Source organism: Lysinibacillus sp. GW823-FHT06C08, assembly GCF_058795135.1.
This window is the reverse complement of sequence record NZ_JBXAHN010000007.1, coordinates 135,636-158,956: the sequence shown is the minus strand read 5'-3', so window position 1 is coordinate 158,956 and position 23,321 is coordinate 135,636. Positions and strand designations below refer to the sequence as shown.

General features: G+C 31.3%; 18 protein-coding genes and 1 other RNA gene. 7 read left to right on the top strand and 12 right to left on the bottom strand.

All coding sequences use genetic code 11. The features are described 5' to 3' along the window. Positions 1–3 precede the first annotated feature (3 nt). The 5 genes from AC1Q6O_RS16595 to AC1Q6O_RS16575 form a co-directional block, all read right to left on the bottom strand. Positions 4–2,760: an McrB family protein gene (locus tag AC1Q6O_RS16595; RefSeq protein ID WP_492401751.1), complete on the bottom strand. Its 2,757-nt coding sequence runs from the start codon at positions 2,758–2,760 to the stop codon at positions 4–6. Positions 2,761–2,820: 60 nt separating this feature from the next. Continuing rightward, positions 2,821–2,940 carry an HTH-like domain-containing protein gene (locus AC1Q6O_RS16590; protein WP_492401798.1) on the bottom strand — a complete coding sequence of 40 codons (120 nt, stop codon included), beginning with the start codon at positions 2,938–2,940 and terminating at the stop codon, positions 2,821–2,823. 586 nt (positions 2,941–3,526) lie between these two features. Next, positions 3,527–4,537, bottom strand: coding sequence for an Abi family protein (locus tag AC1Q6O_RS16585; RefSeq protein WP_492401749.1), 1,011 nt, complete (start codon positions 4,535–4,537; stop codon positions 3,527–3,529). A 290-nt stretch (positions 4,538–4,827) separates the two neighbouring features. Continuing rightward, positions 4,828–5,595, bottom strand: coding sequence for an MAE_28990/MAE_18760 family HEPN-like nuclease (locus AC1Q6O_RS16580; protein ID WP_492401747.1), 768 nt, complete (start codon positions 5,593–5,595; stop codon positions 4,828–4,830). After that, positions 5,592–6,686 (bottom strand): GmrSD restriction endonuclease domain-containing protein, encoded by a 1,095-nt coding sequence (locus AC1Q6O_RS16575; RefSeq protein ID WP_492401746.1) that lies wholly within the window; start codon positions 6,684–6,686, stop codon positions 5,592–5,594. The genes AC1Q6O_RS16580 and AC1Q6O_RS16575 overlap by 4 nt, the downstream gene beginning before the upstream one ends. An 823-nt stretch (positions 6,687–7,509) precedes the next feature. Between AC1Q6O_RS16575 and AC1Q6O_RS16570 the strand changes: the two genes are divergently transcribed. Further along, entirely contained in the window at positions 7,510–9,015 is a 1,506-nt protein-coding gene (locus AC1Q6O_RS16570; protein WP_492401744.1) for an Eco57I restriction-modification methylase domain-containing protein, read from the top strand. Between the two features lie 235 nt (positions 9,016–9,250). Here AC1Q6O_RS16570 and AC1Q6O_RS16565 read toward each other — a convergent pair whose 3' ends face one another. Further along, entirely contained in the window at positions 9,251–10,192 is a 942-nt protein-coding gene (locus AC1Q6O_RS16565; protein ID WP_492401742.1) for a BsuBI/PstI family type II restriction endonuclease, read from the bottom strand. Between the two features lie 267 nt (positions 10,193–10,459). Between AC1Q6O_RS16565 and AC1Q6O_RS16560 the strand changes: the two genes are divergently transcribed. Beyond that, on the top strand, positions 10,460–11,383 hold the full coding sequence (locus AC1Q6O_RS16560) for a DUF5655 domain-containing protein (RefSeq protein WP_492401740.1): 924 nt from the start codon (positions 10,460–10,462) through the stop codon (positions 11,381–11,383). A gap of 186 nt (positions 11,384–11,569) precedes the next feature. Here the strand turns inward: AC1Q6O_RS16560 and AC1Q6O_RS16555 are convergent, their stop codons facing one another. Both AC1Q6O_RS16555 and AC1Q6O_RS16550 read right to left on the bottom strand, forming a co-directional pair. Beyond that, entirely contained in the window at positions 11,570–12,457 is an 888-nt protein-coding gene (locus tag AC1Q6O_RS16555) for an HNH endonuclease (protein WP_492401739.1), read from the bottom strand. Positions 12,458–12,552: 95 nt separating this feature from the next. After that, positions 12,553–13,194, bottom strand: coding sequence for an HNH endonuclease (locus tag AC1Q6O_RS16550; RefSeq protein WP_492401737.1), 642 nt, complete (start codon positions 13,192–13,194; stop codon positions 12,553–12,555). A 251-nt stretch (positions 13,195–13,445) separates the two neighbouring features. Between AC1Q6O_RS16550 and AC1Q6O_RS16545 the strand changes: the two genes are divergently transcribed. Next, a complete protein-coding gene (locus AC1Q6O_RS16545) occupies positions 13,446–13,907 on the top strand; it encodes a JAB domain-containing protein (protein WP_492401735.1) in 462 nt (153 codons plus the stop codon). Between the two features lie 200 nt (positions 13,908–14,107). Here the strand turns inward: AC1Q6O_RS16545 and AC1Q6O_RS16540 are convergent, their stop codons facing one another. Beyond that, complete coding sequence (locus AC1Q6O_RS16540) at positions 14,108–15,430, bottom strand: hypothetical protein (RefSeq protein WP_492401734.1); 1,323 nt, start codon at positions 15,428–15,430, stop codon at positions 14,108–14,110. Between the two features lie 293 nt (positions 15,431–15,723). On the opposite strand from AC1Q6O_RS16540, the gene AC1Q6O_RS16535 reads away from it, so the two are divergent. The 4 genes from AC1Q6O_RS16535 to AC1Q6O_RS16520 all read left to right on the top strand — a co-directional run bounded on the left by AC1Q6O_RS16535 (position 15,724) and on the right by AC1Q6O_RS16520 (position 19,327). After that, complete coding sequence (locus tag AC1Q6O_RS16535) at positions 15,724–16,338, top strand: hypothetical protein (RefSeq protein WP_492401732.1); 615 nt, start codon at positions 15,724–15,726, stop codon at positions 16,336–16,338. Beyond that, positions 16,331–17,890, top strand: a complete 1,560-nt coding sequence (locus AC1Q6O_RS16530) for a DNA primase family protein (RefSeq protein ID WP_492401730.1) — start codon at positions 16,331–16,333, stop codon at positions 17,888–17,890. Before AC1Q6O_RS16535 ends, AC1Q6O_RS16530 begins: the two co-directional genes overlap by 8 nt. Then, the gene (locus tag AC1Q6O_RS16525) at positions 17,880–18,059 is read left to right on the top strand and encodes a helix-turn-helix domain-containing protein (RefSeq protein WP_400908973.1); all 180 of its coding nucleotides are present in this window, start codon (positions 17,880–17,882) and stop codon (positions 18,057–18,059) included. Before AC1Q6O_RS16530 ends, AC1Q6O_RS16525 begins: the two co-directional genes overlap by 11 nt. A gap of 101 nt (positions 18,060–18,160) precedes the next feature. Beyond that, the gene (locus AC1Q6O_RS16520) at positions 18,161–19,327 is read left to right on the top strand and encodes a site-specific integrase (protein WP_492401728.1); all 1,167 of its coding nucleotides are present in this window, start codon (positions 18,161–18,163) and stop codon (positions 19,325–19,327) included. 133 nt (positions 19,328–19,460) lie between these two features. Here AC1Q6O_RS16520 and ssrA read toward each other — a convergent pair. From ssrA to rnr, 3 genes are all read right to left on the bottom strand, one after another. Continuing rightward, positions 19,461–19,816, bottom strand: a transfer-messenger RNA (tmRNA) gene (gene ssrA, locus AC1Q6O_RS16515). 490 nt (positions 19,817–20,306) lie between these two features. Then, positions 20,307–20,774 (bottom strand): SsrA-binding protein SmpB, encoded by a 468-nt coding sequence (gene smpB, locus AC1Q6O_RS16510; RefSeq protein ID WP_025116583.1) that lies wholly within the window; start codon positions 20,772–20,774, stop codon positions 20,307–20,309. A 70-nt stretch (positions 20,775–20,844) separates the two neighbouring features. Then, entirely contained in the window at positions 20,845–23,313 is a 2,469-nt protein-coding gene (rnr, locus tag AC1Q6O_RS16505; protein WP_328038464.1) for a ribonuclease R, read from the bottom strand. Between the last annotated feature and the right edge of the window lie 8 nt (positions 23,314–23,321).

Genomic DNA, 23,321 nt, shown 5'->3' with positions numbered 1-23,321 from the left:
CACCTATTGTATATAACTAACAAATCCATTATCTTGTAATACTTTTAGCATTTCGTATATTTTTTGTGCAGTCTTTGGAAATTCAGGATCTCTATTTGCAAATATAGAAGAATGGTCTTCAATAGACTCTTTATTTTCAATCCAGTCCTCAAAATATTCTTTATCGATACTTTGTAAAGAATTATAATTCTGTAATTCCTCACCTTTAATCCCAAAACTAAAAGCTAATAATTTGAGTAATGGCTTTTCTAATTTCTTTCTATTTCCGTGAAACTTAGGTAAGATCCTTTGAAGTATTTGAAAATCCAAAGCATCATTAGCACTAAAAATCCCTAATTCTTGAGCATTTGATAGATAATATAAGATTTCATCAACCACACGATACCCAAAGTGTAGTTTATGTTTTAATAATATTTTATGGATTTCTTGGATTTTCTTATAACTAGCAGACAATTCATCATCAAATATAAATTCCTTTGTTATTAATCTATTGTGATACTGTCTCCCATCAGTAAATGATTCTATAATGGTCTCATTTGCAAATAGAGCTAAATCGTTTTCATTTGTCATCATATCTTTTAAAACAAGCTCATAAGAGTCGAGATCAACATGATTAAACTCAATAACATTAGCCCTATCTAACACTTTAGGACTAAACATATATGTTGTTTCATCAATATTTACGGTTCCTGTAAAATATACGTTTTCTGGTATCTCAAGTTTAGATGGAATATCTAATTCACTTCCATCCTCATCTAAGTAAGTGATTGTCTGTTTGTCATGAAGTTGTAAAGCTTCTCTCCTAACTATCCCATCCTGTCCAACACGTCTACTCTCAAGACAACTCAGAAAATCAGAAAAATAATACTCAACTTTTGCAAGGTTCATCTCATCAAAAATAACAAAATATGGTCTTGTTAAATCCTTACTTGCTCTTAACAAAAGTTTTAATAATTCTGTTGTTTGATATTCTTCTGTAATTGGGTTATAGAATCCTAACAGGCTATTATTATCCATCCAATCAGGGCGAACTGATAAAAATAAATAACGATTACTTCTTTCATTAGTTTCTTTAAGATTTACCAGATCTCTATTAAACGTAATAATATCTCCAGGAACTCCATCCTCTTTTTCAAAAGTTACTCGTACACTATCGCCTATCGTATAGTTATCTTTTATATAGCTACTTACATTCCCTTTAAAAAAAAGTTGAACATACTTGCCATTTATATCACTATATAGTTTGCACTTTTCAACAACATCTTCTACTCTTACTGTTATATCAGTGGTTTTACCCGCTTGAGGGAGATCTAAGTACATTTCAAAGCGCTTTGGAATAGTAAATCTGCTGTATTTTTTGTTGTATGTTTGAATCTTATATATATAACTTGCATCATCTTCATTGTTAATAACTACTTTCTTTTCATCCGGACACATATACTCTGCAAAAAATTGTGCAATTTTTGTTTTACCTGTCCCAGATATACCCGAAAGAATTACAAAAGGTTTTGATTTTAAAGACAAAATATAATTATTTAATAGGTCTTGATTAAATGAAAATCCACGAGTTTTAACAAACTCCCCAAAATCTGTAAACATATTAGTTCCTCCGTTTTTAGGTTCATCTAACGCATCTTTCAATAAATACTTAATATATAAGTATCCAGATAAATTTAATTCGAAAATTGTTGATGATCCCATTACTACCTTTTCATCTACTAATCCAATAGCACTTTTAAAACCATTCCTTCTATAATAAACAGGCTGTTCAACCACTTTAAACCAGTCGACCCCTAGCCTCTGTCTCCAATGCTCTCCATTAAGGGTTATAAATTTTTCCGGTTCAGTTTCTGTATAAAATTCTCTTGTTATTTTACCAAAACCTAAAAATCCTTTATTCCCTGTATATGCAACGATAAAGTCATTTTCTGAGATTTGATTTGCTAGATTAAGCTGACGAGTAACAGAAGCAGGGTTTTGTCTTTCTTTTTCATATTGCATTGCAGCCACTCCAATTTCTTTTGAACATTCCCAAATATATGAATTTTTGGAGTGATAAACATTAAAAAGCCAGAATCGCTTATTTTTATAAAAAGAATAGAGAAGGGTTTCCTCTAATATCCAATACAGTTCATTGATTCTAAGAGCAATAAATTCATCTATATTTTGAATATTTAAAGCTTCATTTTTAGAAATTACAGCTCCTACCCTTATCCATTCTCCTGGATTTTCCCTAATAGCCCCAAGTTTTTGATTTCTAATGTTAATGTCTTTTAAAAAAACATCTAAGCCAATATATTCATCATGATCTTTTTCAAGAGATGTCCATACCTTATACATACTAGTAGGAATATTAAAAATTGAAACCCATTGCTCAACTAAGTTAATCCATTCATTATGTTCTTTAACCGTATTTTCCGAATAGCCAACTTTATCTGCATTATGTTGATGCCACTCTAGATATATACGTAGGTTTTTCTTGTTTATCATTACCGCAATACATGAACTTGACCCATATCTCTCACGAAGCTTTATTCTAGTCCAGAATCGTTTTTTTACCCACCTACCATCTTGCCAACCTTCTGTTCCGTCCAGCCTTAGATATTTATTATTTGCTTTTCCTAACGAAGCTACTTCAATCATGTTTTTCCATTCATTCCATTTAGGCTTGTATTCTTCCATTAGCTTGGTGTTTGTTTTTCTATATGTAAAGTCTTTTCGATCAAACACAGTAAATAGATGCGTCGTTAGCTTAGCCATTTTCATCCTCCCAAAATCTTAAACGATAATAATTTTAAAATTTAACATTATTGTAACAAGTTAATATTTAGGAACAACATATTTTGATAGCTTTATCCCTTTAATAACTTCAGTTGAGTATGAACTATTTAAACCTGAAGCATTTACTATTTCTTTCACATTAAGTTTATTTGTTGTGATAATAGAAGCATACTTAATTCCAAACAGATGTATATTAGCTACCGAATAATCATAAGGTGTTATTATACATATCTTTCAATACCAGTCCTAACTCCTGTTCTGTCATAAACTGTTCCCCCTATTTTATTTATTATCCTGATTTAAACTAAAAAAAGTTTTTATAGTAATATTTTACCACATTAAAAAATAGAAATGCTAGATTATTTAAAGTAAGAGTAAAAATGTGACCACTTCTTTATTATGATCCTTTATGTTTCTTCCTCCCATGGGGACTGCTTATTACATAAAATTAGATAAATTATATATATTTTTTCCTTATTAATACTAAATATTTGTTAACATGATGTTGTTTTTTTGTGGTCTTTGAATCCCAATTAATATTAAATTGAACCATACTATTTATCCTATTTAAATATTATAGGATTTTTAAGCTATTTAAACATATAAAAAAAGGAGATGCATTTTGCATCTCCTTTTTTTAGACTATACAGTTAACCCTTTTACCGGATAACTCGCCGTCACGCTCGATATATTATATGTATACTATATCATACTTTATTCTTAAAATAAATAATAAATTTTAAAATCAAGTACCTAATTTAATCCATGCTGAAAGATTTTTTCTTCCCATTCTTTCAAATAGACGTTCCATTAAAGTTCGCTGTCTCTTTGAATTACATTTTTTATAATAACTATGAATTAAAGTTGCTACCCCTTTTATATTTTCAAATTGTGATAATACTAATAAAGAATCATATAATCTTAATTCATAATTAGTCGGGGCTCCTGAAAGGTTCAATTTAGTTTTCAAACCTAAATCTGCAATCATTCCACTATCAATTCTTAAATTATTTGGAGTTCTAAATCTATTTACTAACTGAAAATGAGCACAAGTATTTCTTAATTCAATAAAAATGCGAATTGAATTAACAAATTTCTCCTTATCTTTATTGTAATCCATGCCCATATCTGCTATTACCTTTTCAAATATATCTTTTTCAAAACCTAATAATAATTTAAATAAAACACCAAATTCTAAAACTTTAATAGTCATCCAAAAAGGTGGATCATCGTATGTAGCTAAAAAACTGTATTTATTTTTGCAAAAATCTACAAAATCTGAATACCCTCTGTAGTTAGAAGGATTAAATATCTTATGTTTATTTAAAGGCTTCGCAATATCTTTAGGTAAACTTAGGTGATTGGATCTCGGATCCGTATATTTATTAATATCAATATAGCATCTTGCGTCTGTTGGAGTTAGAAAATACTTTTCGCAAAATCTATGAGCCATAGATGTTTTTAATTTTATTTCGAATTTATCTAATAACTTCAAAATTTCCATATTCAATTTTTTATCAAAGCTATATAAGAATATAAAATCCTCAAAATAAAATTTCTCATACTCCTTATTTGAAGCCTTCGAATCTTTTAACATCAAGGTTTCGAAACCATTAACTAAATCAAAATAATTTTTTTTAAGTAAATGTTTCTTAGCGAATTCTTCATCTTTAATAATTAGACCTCTAGATTTCAATAATTCAATTTGGTCATCTAAACTAGAAAACTTTTTCGTTGTATGTATCTTATTACTCATTCTCTGTCCTCCTCTATTACTATTTTATTATATTTATTAAACTCTATCTATAAATTTATCCATTAATCCATTGAAATAAATTGCGATTTTAACTAAAATTAATTGATACTCAATGAAATTTTATGACAGGGAAAAAAAGTCAAAACCCTCTTTATAATGAGGATTTTGACTTGATTTAAAATTCCTACTTTTTTTGAAGAGGGCGGGAAGTCGAACCTACCGTCGTATAATAATATCTAAAATTGCGTGGTATTAACTATGCTTATATAATTATAAAGAAATATATTGATTCAATTATCCCTAATCTCTATGTCTTCTAACTTTCGTTTCAAAATCAAAGCCCTTTGATCATTATATGTATTTTTAAGATCCAAATTCCCCACAAGATAAAGCATATTTTCTTGGTAATACAATAACGATTCTTGAAAATAATCCAGAATGATAATTATTATTTCTTTTAATTTCATTACATCGCTTAAAATTAAATCAAAATCATGATAAGAATCTTCAGGGATTTTACTTCCATGACCAATTGCATTTCTATTATTTAATAAATTTGAATTCAAATATTGCTCTCGAGACTCTATAGGCTCACAATATTTTAGACCAATTAAATTAAAAATGTTTTTCATAACTTTTGGACTCAAATTGTGCCCTGTTTCAACTATGCAATTTTCTCTATCATCATCTGGGTTAATAGATACTTTAAACTTTTTATTTTCTACACTACTATATCTAGTAATAAAGTCTATTTCTTTTGCTAAAGATAAACTTTCTTGACCTTCTATACATGCCTTTGATAGATTTTTTAAATGTATACCTTTAAAATTTACCGTTAGATCTTTAATTTTTATATTTTTCTCAGAGACATATTTTAAATATAATTTACTTCCCTTTTTTACATAACCTTCCCAATGAGAATATAGCACTAGTATTAGAGACTTCAGCAAGATTTCTTGTTGCTCAGAACCTTGAGCTAACAATAGCAAATCTGAAATCTCCTTTTTTCTCCAACTTAAATCATCCTGTAAATATGATTCAAATTGTTCTTCTCTCATATTTTAAAATACTCCTTAGAGAACTCTGTTAAATGTTTGAATCTGTTAAGAGCTCGGATTCCTCTACCAGAGTACCTCATATAAGTTTCATTTACATACATCTCTTTTATTAACTCACAAAATTGCTCTTGGGAAAGTTCCTTAAGTTTCTCTAGATTTTCAGCTACTCCTGCAAATATTGCCTCAAAACTTACTATTGAAAGCGGCCCTTCAAATTGGCCCTTATCAGCATTATATTTTCTAAATATTTTATTGCCTAGCATTTGATTAAGAAATTCAACAGTATCTTTAAACAACTCTAACTCAGCATCAATATCGATATCTTTCTCCAGAATATATACAATTTCTGCATCAATAAAATCGTCCAAAATTGCTTTAGATAAGCTATATCTATTATAATCAACAATATTAATTTTTGAAATTAAATATCTAACTATTAACTCCATATGATATTCTTCTTCAATTTTTTCTTGATTAATATTGATTATGTTTAGGAAATCCATATTCCATTTTATTCTATCTAAATTTACAAAGAATTCCTCATCGACCATTATTAATAAACAATTTCTGATTTCTTGTGCCGACAAATGTAAACCACCTGTATTTAATCTTTGAAATAGTTCATATTGTGCCTGTACACTGTTTTCTGTAAGTATAATATTTACACCCATTTTACCTCTTCTAAGAATTCTCCTCATATCATTAGGGAGATCTTCCCAAGTATAACCTTCCATAGATGGTAAGTGCATACTTTCCGTTAATACTAATGGCTCAAAAGAATGTAATCTCCCCATTAATTGGAGAATTGTAGAAATTCGTTGTACCCCGTCAACAACATCCCATTTACCATCGCTTTTTTGAGATACAAATATTTCCGGAATTGGGATACCGATTAGTATAGATTCAATAAACTTTGTTTTTTGTTGATCATTCCATCTAAATAGTCTTTGAAATGCTGGTGTTAAATTTATATCCCCATCTTCATACAAGTTAACAATCTCACCAATTGACATACTATAACTATCAGTTTTAATATTTTGACGTTCCCTTTTCAACTCGGATAATAATTTATCTGAACTTGATTCACTCATTTCATTTACATCCTTTCTAATTTGGTCTCATAAACCTATCACCATTTAAATTATTAAATGCTCTGGATTATTTGCAATCCAACTTCAGTCTCCCATATAATCTCATGTATATATTTTTAAAAATCCATTTTTACTAGTCATAGCTAAAAACGCAGTCACATAGATGCCCCACAATTAGGTTGATTTACAATTCCGTTTAATTCTTGCATCCTTGGGATAGAATTGGCCCATACAAAAAAATATATCCAATCCTTTTCTTTCAAATAAAGTTTCCCCTTTTTTATTAAATCTTTTTTCTGTCTCACCAATATATAATACTTGTGCATCAGCTGCAAATCTCGGTGAAAATTCTTATTCAATTTTAATTCCCATTTGCAGTTTTGTACGCTTTAATTACCTCAATTAATGATAAGAACGTATATGTATCTCTTCCTCAATGATTGTTTGCTTATTTTCAGATAGGCCTAAAGAAATAAGTATCCCCTATTTCTACATCTAAAACACCCACTATGATTATTTTCAAAACTCACTTACCTAATAATTCTATCACATTCATAATACTGAAAATTATAATTTAATATAAGTAATGCCCAATTTTTTATAGTATCTAAACTTGGAAAATGAATAGCGGCTTCATTTGTAAAGTACTTACTATAATTAAATTATACCTTAGTATCTTAATTAATTTTAAATATATATTATAAAACAGAATATCAACTATCTATAAATACTTAGTTAATTTTCAACAGAATAAATTGTTAAATTAAACAAATAAAATATTAATAAAAATAAGGGTATAATATTAAGTTATGGAGGTTTAAAAATGACAATAGAATATTTACAAAAAATTGATTTAAAGAACATCCCTTCAAATGATAGTGATTCTATAAATAAGAAAGTTTTAAATAGCCAATATTTCACTCCTATGGAAATCGGGAAATATATGAGTTCAATGTTTAAAAATAATAAAAAAACAAATATAACAATCTTAGATCCTGGATGTGGAACTGGTAACCTAACATTAGCATTAATTTCAGAAATATGTGAATGGTCTATTAGGCCACAAACAATAAATATACTTCTATATGAAATAGATTATGATCTTATTCAAGAATTAAAAGTAAATATGATTTGGGCTGAAGAGTATTGTTTATCTATGGGTATTGAATTAAATTACACTATTAAGAATGAAGACTTCATTCTTAATAGTGTAAAACAACTTCAAACTCAACAAAATGAAAATTTCGATTACATTATTATGAATCCACCATATAAAAAATTAGGTACTAATTCAGAACATAATGGAAGTTTGCTTAAAATTAAAATTGATGTTCCTAATTACTATGCTGCTTTTATGGCTTTATCATGTAATTTATTAAATACTAATGGACAGTTAGTGTGCATAGTTCCCCGTAGTTTTTGTAATGGAAAATATTTTGAAAAGTTTAGAGTAAATTTAGTAAAGAATTATAAACTAGAGCAAATACATTTATTCGAGGATAGAGAAGGTTTATTTTATGATGATGTTTTACAGGAAACTTTAATTATCTCTTTATTAAACAAAAAGCCAAGTTTTTCAAATATAGTGAAGATCAGTTACTCGAAAGACGTTAATTTCAAAAATGTTTCATTAGACAATAAACGCCTAGATAATATTATATTTCCTACTGATGATGAAAAAATTATTCGAATGATTAATGAGGACGATGAGGAAGTAGTAAAAATTATTAATAACTTACCTTATACTTTGGATGATATAGGAATTCAAGTTTCAACTGGACCAATAGTAGATTTTAGAGAAAAGGGAACTATATCAGATAATCCTACCTTATTTTCATTACCTATGATTTATTCTGAAAATATTTTACAAGGTAGAGTTTTATGGCCTATAGTTGGTAAAAAACCAGGGAATATTATAATGAACAAAGAAAATCAAAATAATCTTAGACCCCCTGGTATATATGTGTTAGTGAAAAGAATGAGTGCTAAAGAAGAAGTGAGAAGAATAAATGCTGGTATTTTCAATTCCAATGAAACTGCTCGAGATAAATATGTAGGTTTTGATAATAAAGTAAATTATTATCACATCAATAAACATGGGCTTCCAAATTTAAACGTAGCAGCTGGATTAACCGCATTTTTAAATTCAACATTAGTGGATTTTTATTTTAGAACATATAGTGGAAGTACTCAAGTAAATGTCAGTGATTTAAAAAAATTAAGATATCCAACATTTGAACAACTTGAAATGTTAGGGAGGTATACCCTAGAAGAAAATTTAGAGCAAGATGAAGTGGATGAATTCATTAAAAAGATTGTTTCAGGTTAAAAAATAATATAAAAATAATATAAAAATAATAAGAGGACATCTTGAGTGATACTGACTCAAGATGTCCTCTTTATGATGAGTTTTGCTAAATATTAAGGTTTAGCGAGCACAAGGGTAGATAAAGTCCTTATGCGATATTTTTTATTATACACATCTTCTTTTATGTTTAAAAGGTATTTTATTAAATTCGTTTACTTCCCGAAATTAAACAAATTCAAAATGCTAAATTAATTACTCATTCATATTCTTCATATGTAATTTTTTTTCGTGACTCAATAATATATGCAGTAGTCCCACAGGCTATAGAAGTTGAGAAACTTTGAAATAATTTTGAAGATAGAAATGCCGTTCCAAAGATTATATTACCCGTCCAGTGTTGGAATATTTCTAACAATTCTTTTTTACGAAGGTCATCAATAGGACCCGAAGAAGCAACTGCTTCAAATAATAGAATAGTTTTAGTTGAATCATCATATCCAATAACATCAGGTATTTTAGTATGAACATCAATAGTTAAACCAATCATTTTACATATATCATGGTCAACAAATAAGTTTTTAATCTTAGTATCACCTACATATACCAACTTAAAATTTGGTGCGATTTTGGGGAAAATATCTTCAACTATAAATTTTTCTATAATGTTGTGATCCCCAGGAGATAAAATTAGTTCTTGATTCAAAGTAGGACTATTAATAATTACTGGTTTTTTCTTTAATTTTTCTATATTATCACGACGTTCAATCGTTACTGAGTCCACAAATTCATTTTTCAATATATTGTATTCTGTATTACTAGATAAATAAGCATCTAGCAGGTTTTTAAAAGAATCTGATAAAACGTAGTTATTTAAACCTGAATTTGTAACCCGATTGGGATCATCCGCATTTTGAATAACCATCCCTGAATCAACCAGGTACTTTAAACTATGTTTACGAACTGTTTCTCTAGTATTCTCAGCATAATTTTTCTCGAGATCCGTTCTTGAATAATCAAGAATATCTCTAATTCTAGCTCCTTGAGCTAAAGAAGTATAATTCTTAATGAGATTTGGACGTGGTTTTGTATCATATAGGGCAAGAACACAGATAGCTGTAATATCTGTTATATTTTTTTGCGGAAATCCAATTTCATTCAATATGTCTTTAACAGTAGAAATAGATAAAATTTTTGTCATAAAATCATCCTCCACATTTATACTCTGCAACGTTGCACTTATGATATAATGAGATGAAATTTTTGTCAAATAAATATTTAAATTTTTTTAAAAATTGTATAATCATTAAAATTCCTTTGTTCATTATTGATGGTATTAGGACACAATAATTATCAAAACACAAAAGTTTTTAAAGCATGTAAAATATATGGATTACTTGAATATTTTCCATATAATAAAGAGAGTACGTTGTTGTAAAACAAAACTATATCGACTAGGAGAAGACAAATGGGAGATATTAAATTTTTTAAAATTAATAATAATAATGTTCAAGAATTACATGGTCACTCTATTTCACTTGAGAAATCATTGCAAACATTAATCGAAAATCATCTTGAATCATTTCTTGGAATAAAATTTTTAGCCTCTGAATATTCAACTGGAAAACGTCATGGAGGTAGAATTGACACACTAGGATTAGATGAAAACTATTCCCCTGTTATTATAGAATATAAAAGATCTATGAATGAAAATGTGATTAATCAAGGTCTCTATTATTTAGATTGGCTACTTGACCATAAAGCAGAATTCGAATTAATGACTTTAAGAAAATTCGGTCAATCAACTGCAGACAATATTGATTGGAGTAGCCCTCGTCTTTTATGTATTGCAGGTAACTTTACAAAATACGATGAGCATGCCGTTCAACAAATTAATCGCAACATAGAACTTTATCAATATAAACACTACATAGATGGATTTTTAATGCTGGATTTAGTGAATTCAACAACAGCCCAAACTGTTTATATTGAAGACAACTCTATAAATAGAACACAAAAATCAAATATCAAAACATTTAAAACCGTTTCAGATTATTTAGATCAAGCAAATGAACAGTTAACAGATCGATTTGAAAATTTAAAGGCCTTTATGATTGCCCTAGGTGATGATGTACAAATGAAAACATTAAAATATTATATCGCTTTCAAGCGTATTAAGAATTTTGCCTGTGTTGAAGTACATCCACAGTCAAATTCAATCTTAGTATATTTAAAAGTAGACCCCACAACAGTAACTTTAGAACAAGGCTTTACTCGCAATGTAACTAATATCGGACATTATGGGACTGGTGATTTAGAAATAAGAATCAATAATGATGAAGACCTTGAGAGAGCTAAACATTTTATCGAAAAATCATATGATATAAGCTAAAATAAAACTACCTTTGAGTATAAATTCACACTCAATAGGTAGTTTTATAATTTATAAATCCACTTCTTTTTATATTCATAGTTTAAATTTATAATTTATTCATAACCACTTTTAAGCTTTCTTCAATACGATGACAATCTACAAACACCTTCACTTGCACACCGTCGTCACTAGTAAAGCAGATTTTCAATAAATTAAATTTTCGTAATGCCCCTCCATATAACTCAACTGCTTTTCATTTAACATAATTCGAAACGCATCATTTACATTCAAAAATACTCGAGCTGTCTCATCTAATGATTGAGATATAACAATCTTTCCATCTAAATCAAACGAAATTAAATGTTTATCAAACAATGCATCATGATTCGGGCAAAGTAATAGTCCATTATTCGCATCAAGTCGCTCCTCATTTGTAGAAGCGCTCCATGGTTTAATATGACTCGCAATTAGAACGCGTACATCTGTTACACCACATAATGCACATTTACACTCACGTTCAATCAGTAACTTTTTAAACTTTCCCTGGCCTATACGTGATTTGATCAAACGTTCTTTTTCAGTTTGTGATATGGGTAAATTTTCAACTTGCTGAATTCCTTTAAATTCTTCTTGTAGCTCTTGCTTATCATCCGTAGCTGATGGTAGTTTCGTAAACTTCGCTTTGCTATCTATTAAGCTCAGTGGGAAAATCCATACAAGGCGCTGTCTGCCCTCTTGATCCTTTTGTTGATCCTGATATGGCTCACCTGCAAGCTCTACTTGACCGCGGTATGTATATTCTCTTGGCCTTATTACCTCAAAAAAATGGATCTCCACTCCATTACCATCTGATTCCGCTAACGTCAAATTTTGACCGCTCATCTTCTGATCACCACTCTTGCCCATACCTGTGTAATGATAAATATCATCAACAACCTTGTCATCATAAAGCTTCGTCTTATCCGAAATAAGCGTTAACGTATTAGTCCGATTTGACTTACGCATTCCTCCCTGTGGCGCACATAAAAACACCTCACAAAGTTGCTGATTATTTAAAACTTCATTTATTGCTAACGAACGTGTCATCTTCATAAAATAGCCTCCTATAATACTCATTTAATTTGGATTAACTGCTTTATTTACTTTATTTTTTCCAGCTTCTTCTAGTCGTTCTGTTATTTTAATCTCTATCTTTGAAATATTGAAGGGACTAGTACAGACTGGATTTTGAATCTCTCCTCAGACTTTAATTCATCTTCATCATCATTAAATCGATATAGACCTTTATTGGCTAATTGTTTGATTACCTCTTCTTTGAAAGGAATGTCACCTTCAATACGATATAAAACTAAATTATCTAAAACAGTGTTTTCTAACATTTTAACTTCATCTTCAATCGCTTTTAGTGCTGCTTCCCTTTTTCTAAATTTGAACTCTCTTAAATACTCTTTATAATCTTCTTCCGAACAATTATTAACACTGATAAAATGTAATTTTAACTTGTTTAACTGTTCATTATTTAACTTACTAAAAGTTCTACCTATATGCATCCAAGAATGACAATTGATGCAAATTAAATCTAAATCTTTTAAAATACATAGTAATTCATCCTCTCCATATTCTTCTACTTCATGAACATGAAGTTTTTTTAATTCTTCAACAGGCGGCTGATATCCGCATATAGTACACGCATAGTTATTTTCCTCTAATACACTACTTCTGATTTTCTTCCATAAGGATTGGGTAATATTTTTTCTGACAGTACTTCCGTGATAAGCACCAGGTTTTATATCCATTTTCAGTTTAAAATTTTCAAATTCAACATTCATATATCAATCTACACCTTCCTAATATTACCAATTATAGTATATAAATTCACATCATTTGTATCAATTTAAAATGATTCACGTTACATCATTGGGCACGGCTCATTTGATGATATCAGCTTGTTCTTCAACCCCTCAGCATCTCTTTTATATACACCTATTATTAAATGCGTATTTAATAGATTTTCAAATATATATTATCAATGTGAATAATAAGTATTATTTAGTTTATATACAAAGGAGTGTATACGGATATGGAAAGTAATTCTTCCAAACATGCAAAACGTGTCCAAATTGTACAAGTCAAATTAGTCCGCGAAAAATCAATGCTTTATAAAGAACGTAAAATTAGATCGCCTCATGATGCTTATATTCTTATGAAAGAATTCATTGGAGATGCTGATCGTGAACATTTTGTAGTTTTATGCCTTGATACGAAAAATCAACCGACATGTATTCAAGTAGTTCATATTGGTAGTCTAAATGCTAGTATTGTTCACCCACGTGAAGTTCTAAAATCTGCACTATTAAGTAATACTGCTTCAATTTTAGTTGGACATAATCACCCTAGTGACAACCCTTCTCCTAGTCAAGAAGACATCGAGGTAACTGAACGATTAAAAGAAGCTGGAAAAATATTAGGTATCGACTTATTAGATCATATTATAATTTGCTCAGATTCGTTCATTTCATTAAAAGAGGAAGGACATATTTAAGGAGGACTCCATATGAAAAATGAATTGTTATCAATATTAGTAATGATTGCAAAAGAAATTTTAACTCCAAGAAATAAGTAATGTGAATTTTATTATTAGTGGGGATAGATCTGTATCTCTCAATGATGCAAAATGAATTATGGACTTACGGAAGATCTTCCGTAAGTCCGTAATTTTAGTTTTTATTAGTAAAATAAAGTTTAAAGATCTATCTCCTCATACATCTTCATATATCTCCCAACTTTACATATTACAAAATCTGAATCTTTATTAATTTTTTTTATGTAATCATAATGTTTTTTCATTTTTTTTTGATATTTAAAATCCATATTTATCTCTTCATCAACTATGTTAAAGTATGGATCAAGTAATTTTAGCTTTCTAATAATTTTAAAGTCATCTTTTTGCATAGTATTATTAATTAACTCTAATTTCTCTGATTGAATAATAAAACGCTCTAGACTCTGTACCATAGCTTCAAAAATTTGATTATAAATTTCAACTTCCCTTAATGGATTTGTGAAAATATTTAGTGTTCTTTCTTTATCTATTAAATATCTTTTAATACCCAACCCGTTAATTTTCATAAGGAATCCTACTTGAAATGAAAGTATAATATCGAAATTAAATAAACTAATTTTTTTATTTCTCTTTAATAATTTAACTTGTTTTGAAATGCTTTTTTCTAAATAAACAAAATCTACTAATCTTGAATATTTATTTAATGCATATAAATTCAACGATCCATTATAGCAATTTAATATTGTTGAAAGGTCATGTTTTTCGAAATTTATATTTTCTTCTTTCTTTTTAGATAAATTAATTTCATCAGCTATTTTCAAAAAGTATGTATACTCTTTCCTAAAATCTAATGCTATTCGACAACGCTCTTTATAAGATTTAGATTCTACAACCTTAAAAAAATTTCTTTTAGTCTCATCAAATTTTTTTATATTTATATTTTTATTTCTTCCACACCTATGAACTAAATACAAATTAAAAACGGAAAGAATTTCCGGAAACTTTTTCTGTATATGTATTGTATTATTTTGGAGTGGTTCTATATCTATAAGACCCTCATCATCTATATTTTCCAACGAACTAATGAAATTATTTAAAGTACTTTCTTCTATAAATGCTGTGGGTTCTATAATGTCTTTTTCATTTAAACCTTCTATTTTTCTTAACAAAAGTTCTAAACTTACATCGTGGGACATCCATACTAAAGCGGATGTATTCCCAAGAAACTTTTCTAAAAAATATAATATCTCAAGATTATTGATGCTATTTAATCTAATTTCTCCAGTCACTTCATCGATTTCCCATTTAAAATCTGTTTTAGAATCAATATCCAACGGTTTATTAAGAAATTTATCGTACTCTAGTTCATCAAAATAATAATCATCATAAAAATCTCCACTACTCATCAATTCAATAATTTTATTTATCAAAATTTTCTCTTTCCTAATATAATTATTTTTCCTTTGAAACCTCCTGTTGTTTTTTTCTTGATTAACTACCATCCTATTTATCACTCCAATTCTATGTTCCAAAGTTCCAATTTTATTTTTATTTAAATTTAAATAACTAGTTAAATATTTAATTTCCAGGGGTATTTGCTATTTCTTCTACTATTCCCATAAATATTTGGAACAACGGAACAACTGTCCATTTAGAATTTCAATTGTTTAAAAAGTCAATAAAACTATATCGAAATATCTTTTTCCTAATTCACTTTAGTCCCCATTTTCAAAACATCAGACAACCGCCATAATATCCTTGTATAACCAATTAAAACTTTAAAGGAGAACAGATCATGACTAAAGAAAAGAAAAAAAAAGAAAACAATCTTCAAAATAAATTAATGAAAATCTCAGAGCTATCTATGAACGGAGGACATGATCATTTCATCATTGAAATGTCAGATTCCTTTACAATTTTCGATGGCCTAGGAAAAAGAAACTTAAATCTTTCAACTTGTATTTCTATGACTGATTTAAAAAACTCAAATACTTTGCAGGGCCATATCTATAACCAAAATATTAATAAAAAAATTATGAACCATAATAATGATAAATCTAATATTATTTTATCTGCTGCGGTAAATTTAGAGAAAAAAGATAACATTGAAATTATAACTTTTTCTCATAAAAAAGAAAGTTTAGAACAGAAAATTTTTTCTTCTAAAAAGAAAGACGGGCCATCAGGGTTACTGTATTTTGAAATTGAGAATTATTCATTTTTAATTATCACTTTAAATATTTCAGTTAAAATTAAACCAATCTCTCACGTTTTCAACGGGAATACTCTAGATAAACTCTATTATAATAGAGCTTTATTACTAAATTTATTACCGATCGATTTATCAGAGAATTTACGATCATTATTTGATAAGAAAATTTCAATATCTGAGGAAACTTTAAATGAGTAATAAGTTTGATAAAAGATATTTTACTGAGGAATTCGTATCTATATCTCTTGAGGTACAGAAAGATTTACCTTTATTTTCTGAACCAGATATTCTGCAACCTCCTGATATATCAGATAACCTTCCCTTATTTAAAGAGAATCTCTGTTATTTGGATGAACTGAATTCTAATGATCAAATTAAATCAAATAAACTCAATGTAAATCCGGATTCGTTAAGATCGAAGAATATTTCGGATTCTAACACTAATAAGAAATCTGAACGAACTATTTCAAATTCAGATATAGCTGACATCTTTTTAGAGAATTTTCAATTCAAGTTATTTCAAGATGTTCTTTATTTTTGGGATCAAAGCAAGTCTTACTATATAAGATTTGAATATATTGCTGATAAATTTATTCGTCAAAATGTCCCAGCTGGTATCAAGGGTAAAATATCAAAAAATTCTATCATTGAAATTATTCAATGGATTAAATCATCTCCAAACATCGAGATTGATGAAGATAGTATTAACCGTAAACTATCCTATGTCTGCTTTAATAATTATATTTTTGATTTTCAGAACAATATCATTATTCAACACGATCCAAATATATTTTTCACTTCAAAGATCCATGCTGATTATAAAATGAATCCTACTTACGGCAATATATTTGAAAAATTTCTTAAAGATATTACTAAAGGTGATATGAAAATATATTATCGAATCCAAGAACTCTTTGGTTACGTTATTTCTGAGATTAGAAATATTAAATGTTTACCTATATTATACGGACCAAAAGATACTGGAAAATCAATTATCTTAAAACTGTTGGAAAAGTTGATTGGAGAGAAACACGTTTCTAACTATAGTTTCGAACAACTAACAAAAGATGATTTCTTATCTAACTTATTCGGTAAAAGAATGAATACATGCGGTGAAGTTTCTGATATTACACTTACTAGGTTAGATTCTTTAAAAAAGCTCACTGGAAACGATCGATTTTCTACACGTCAATTGTATGGACAACCTTTTGAAATGGTTAATGAAGCTGCAATTATATTTGCTGGAAATCAGCTACCTACAATAAAAAAATACCATGAAACAAAAGCTTTCATAGAAAGGTTAGTCATTATTCCATTTTTAAATCCCATACCTAAAGAAAAACAGGATACTGAATTAATTAACAAATTACTACTTGAACTTGATTACATTGCCCATTGGTCAATTACAGGATTAAAAAGATGGGTTAAAAATAATCATATTTTCACCAAAATTGATATAGAAGAATCAATAATAGAAACATATTATCCATCTAAAAATAGTTTTGTTAAATTTATTGAGCAAAATTGTATTCTACATCCAGATGAAAGAGTTTACAAAGGGGATTTAGAAAAATATTACGAAAAATATTGTATACAAAATCAAATTAAGCCCGTTCTTAAAAAAGATAGAGAAATTTACCTTTTAGAATTAGGTCTATTATCATCTAAATTCCGACTAAATAATGATTCTTCACCTAGACACGGTTATAAAGGTATCGTACTTAGAAAGGATGTTATTAATGCAAATTAATCCAGATAAAATGTGGTTATCACTTAAAGAAGCTGCCAAGTATGCCGGCGTTTCCTATAACACCTTCATCAAATTCCGTCACAGAGGCTTAAAAGTTAGTGAAATTGAAGGAATTAAACGAGTTTCAAAAAAAGAAATAGATCGTTTTTTAGAAGAATATAGTTTTTAAAAGTTATGAGAGGATTTTTCCACATTTAAATTATATATTATAAATGTGAGGATTAATCCTCTCCTTTATCTTGCCCCCGCAACGATCCTAGGAGGAACGCTATGACTAAAAATAATTCTTCACCCATCAAAAGTTATCAAAACAAAGATGGTAAAACGTTATATAAATTCCAAGTTTATTTAGGTGTAGACGAGCTTACAGGTAAAGCTCACAGTACTACTCGTAGAGGTTTGAAAACGAAAAAAGACGCTGAGCTTGCTTTAGCACGTATCAAACTTCAAGTCTCTGAAGGCACATACAAACAAAAAAGCGTGGAGACATATCAGGAAGTATACGATCTTTGGATCACTCAATACGAAAAAACTGTAGAAGAAAGTACGTTTGTTAAAACAGTCGGCTACTTTAAAAATCATATCTTACCTTCTATGGGCAATTACCGTATCGAGAAAATTACGATCGCCATTTGTCAAAAACATTACAATGAATGGGCCGCAAAAGTTAAAAAAGCTCGTACAATTAAATCTTATGCTAAAAAGGTATTAGATTTCGCTATTGTGCATGGCTTTATTCAAACTAATCCCTTCACTCATGTTGAAACCAAAGTAAAGAAAGCCTTTACTGAAAGTATAGAAGAAGGCAATGAAAACTTTTATACAAAAGATGAGCTCATTATATTTCTAGATAATGCGAAAGACCATCTTAATTTCAAAGCATACGCTCTACTACGTTTAATTGCATATACTGGAATGCGTAAAAGCGAAGCATTAGCACTAACGTGGAATGATGTAAATTTTATAGAAAGTGAGCTTATAGTCAATAAAGCAATCGGGCGCGGCAAACAAACCAAACTTTATTTGAAAACAACTAAAACTGGCAAGCCACGTACAATTAAACTAGATAAAACAACTTTATCGATCTTGAAAGATTGGAATAAGCTTCAAAAGCAGCAATATATTCAGTTAGGAATCAATACGCTGAAGAAATATCAGTTGATGTTTAGCAATACAAAAAATGAATATATACAACCAGTACAAGTGCAAAAGTGGATGTATAGCGTACAAAACAAATATACTTTGAAGCGCGTATCGCCACATGGATTACGCCATACCCACTGTTCTCTGCTATTTGAAGCAGGTGCAAGCATTAAAGAAGTTCAAGATCGACTTGGACATTCTGACGTAAAAACTACATTAGACATTTATACACACGTCACGAAAAAGGCGAAAGAAGGTGCTATACAGAAGTTTGTTAGCTATTTAGAAGGTTAAGTTTTTGACTTAGTTTTGACTAGAAATTGACTAGATTTGAATGAAATCAGGTGATATTGGATGAAATTAAAAAAGTGTCAAAACCCTGTATTATCAAGGGTTTTGACATCTATTGAAATCATTCGATTTCATAAAATGGAGACGGCGGGAGTCGAACCCGCGTCCAAAGACTCCAATACTTCAGCTTCTACGCGTGTAGTTTGCCTATTTACGATTCGCGTAACATTATGCCGACAAACAGGCGTCCTGCACGCTAACCTGGAAATCTCTTGCCGATGACTCAGGTGGCACCATCGACCGTATCCCACTAAAGTTGGGCCCCACGTTCTCTACATGGGCGATAGAGAGGCAGAGCGCTTACGAGCTTACGCTGCGAAAGCTAAGTTTTGTTGTTTGCCAGTTATTATATAACTGTCGTTGATGACGGAGCCGAGCCCTCCGACGCGCGACTAAAGCTTGAACCATCCCTGTCGAATCCGTAACGTCCCCTTGATATATGAATCGAAGCAGTTGAGCCTCGTTCAAACAAAGAGCTAGAATTGCTTCTAGTACGGTGGGAGCTTAAAAGTACGCTTCCATGAAATCTGGCAATCAGTAATTCATATTATAAAACATAATGAGCGATAGTTCAAGTGTCCCGCTTTAGTAGGAAACATGGGCTTGGACTTAGAGGCTATCCGTGACATTTTAACTTTTATCCGTCACTTCCTCGATTCTATCCACCACAAATTAATTTCTATCCGTCACTTTCTCGATTCTATCCACCACTTTTTAATTTCTATCCGTCACTTTCCCTGTTCTATCCGTCACTCTGTCTTACCCCCGCACTTTATCTTCTATTCATCACTTTCTCTGCTCTACCCGCCACATTCTATCCACCACACCCCCAATCCTACCCGTCCCACTCACTCCGCCCCCCACCACTCCCCAACCAAAACAAAAAGCTCACCAACAACTAGGTGAGCTTTCTGATAATCTATTAATATTGGTTTTTGGATTTGAAGGTGCGTTCCATTTCGCGTTTGGCTTCTTTTTTGCGCATGTCGTTGCGTTTGTCGTAGTCTTTTTTCCCTTTGCCGACGCCGATTAAGAGCTTGGCATAGCCGTCCTTGATGTACATTTTCAACGGGACGATTGTATAGCCGTCACGTTTAACGGCACCGACTAGCTCGCCGATTTGCTTTTTATGGAGAAGCAATTTGCGGGCACGTAATGGGTCGTGATTGAAACGGTTACCTTGATCGAAGGGGCTGACATGCATATTGCTAATCCATGCTTCGCCATTGGTAATTCGGACGTAGGAGTCTTTTAGTTGGGCCTTGCCTGCACGGATGGATTTGATTTCTGTGCCGGTTAGGACCATGCCTGCTTCGATTGTCTCTTCAATAAAGTAATCATGTCCCGCTTTTTTGTTTTGTGCTAATACTTTTCCTGAACCTTTTGCCATTTGATTCACCCTCTACTTAAAGGTTGAGCTTGAGCGAAAGTATCCGTACTTAGGACACTTTCGCTCATGCTTATTTACGTTTTGATTTTTTCTTTTTGTTTTTCTTTGCAATGCCTTCATAGAATTTTTGCTTTTGTTTCACGCGTTTTTTAGGACCTGGGCTTGAGTCATCTTTGCGGGGTCCACGTGGGTCACGGTCACCTTCACGGCGTTCTCCGCGTTTAGTACTTCGACTTCCGCTTTCCTCCTCTTGGCGACTGCTTCTACGGCTGCCACCACGCCCGCCTTTTTCGTCATCGCTACGTGTGCTTCTGCGACTGCGTTCACCTTTATTGTCGTTATAATTTTTACGTGCGTGGATAACAGTTGGTGCGGCTTTGCGTGTTCGTCCATATGAAGTTACCATTCCAACGATTTCAAAGTCAATGGATGACTCCTCAATAATGACATTGGCAACACGGACTGTTACTTCATCACCAATTCGGAATTGACGATTTGTCCGTTCACCGATCATGATCATTTGACGATCATCGAAACGGTAGTAATCATCTGTCATATTGCTAATATGGACAAGTCCTTCAATCGTGTTTGGCAGCTCCACGAAAATACCGAAGTTGGTAATGGATGACACGATTCCTTCGAATTCCTCGCCAATTTTATCAGACATATATTGTGCCTTTTTCAAAGCATCTGTATCACGTTCTGCATCAACCGCACGGCGTTCACGTTCGGATGTATGGTCAGCAATTTCATCCATTGCCATTCCCCACTGTGCGACCGTTTCTCGAGAAGTATCCTTATTAATTAAATACGTACGAATTAAACGGTGTACGATTAAGTCCGGATAACGGCGAATTGGTGATGTGAAGTGTGTATAGAAATCAGTTGATAGGCCAAAGTGACCTAGGCTTTCTGGGTAATATTTCGCCTGTTGCATCGAGCGTAGTAGCATCGTTGAAATCACAGGCTCCTCCGGCATACCTTCAATGGCTTTCAGAACATCCTGTAATGCTTTAGGATGCACGGTATTGCCTGTACCTTTAATTAAAATACCGAAGTTCGTAACAAATTCAAAGAAGCGTTGAAGCTTTTCCGGTTTTGGATCTTCGTGAATACGGTATATGAACGGAACATTCATCCAGTGGAAGTGCTCCGCTACCGTTTCATTGGCAGCTAGCATGAAATCTTCAATTAGCTTCTCCGCTACTGTACGTTCACGTATCTCAATATCAACTGGCCAACCTTCCTCATTCACGATGACTTTAGATTCTTTAAAGTCAAAGTCAATGGCACCTCGAGATTCACGTTTACGACGTAAAATGCCAGATAGCTCTGCCATATTTTTAAACATCGGAACAAGTGGCTCGTAGCGTTTGATTAACGCTTCATCTTGCTCCTCTAAAATTTTGTAGACATCCTTATACGTCATACGTTCAGTTGTTTTAATCACACTTTGGAAAATTTCATGTGAAATAACATTCCCACTCGCATCAATAATCATTTCACAGGATAGTGTTAAACGGTCAACCTGTGGATTTAATGAACAAATACCGTTTGAAAGTCGATGCGGAATCATTGGGATAACACGATCTGTTAAATAAACACTTGTTGCACGGTCATAGGCTTCAAGATCGATGACAGAGCCTTGCGTTACATAATAACTAACGTCTGCAATATGTACGCCAAGCTTATAAGTACCATCTACATTTTTTATGACGGTTACTGCGTCATCCAAGTCCTTTGCGTCAGCCCCATCGATGGTTACAATCGTTTCATGACGTAAATCACGACGACCTACTAAATCAGCCTCTGTAATATCATCTGGCACACGTTGTGCAGCAGCGATGACTTCGTCTGGGAATTCAGGTGGAATATCGTGCTTATATAAAATTGATAAAATATCCACGCCTGGATCATTTTTATGCCCTAAAATTTTTGTAATATAGCCTGTAGCCGATTTTAAATCTTCAGGCCATGTGGCTACTTCGACCACAACCTTATGGCCATCAACAGCGCCTAATGTATCTCCTTTTGCAATAAAGATATCCATTGGCAGCTTTTTATCGTCTAAGACAACAAAGCCAAAGCCACGATTAGCTTGGAATGTGCCGACAAAGCTTGTTTGACCACGTTCAACGACCTTAGTTACAGTCCCTTCACGGCGATCACCAAATGATTCTTTTAACACACGAATAAGAACGATATCTCCATTTATAGCCCCATTAATTTCATGCGGTGGAATGAACACATCATCCATGCCCTCAACATCAGGTGCTACAAAGCCGAAACCCTTCGCGTGACCGATAAATTTACCTCTTAGTAAATTCATACGTTCTGGTAGGCCATAACGATTGGAGCGAGAACGAACAACTAAGCCCTGTCCTTCCATACGGACTAATGTTTTGACAAGTTCCTTAAATTCTTCCGCATCCTCAAAGCCGAATTCATCTTCGATTTCACCGACAGTTAATGGTTTGTAATCATCTTGGCCGAAAAAAACGAGTAACCGACTTTGTAGTGTATCTTTTTGGTCTTTCATACATATTC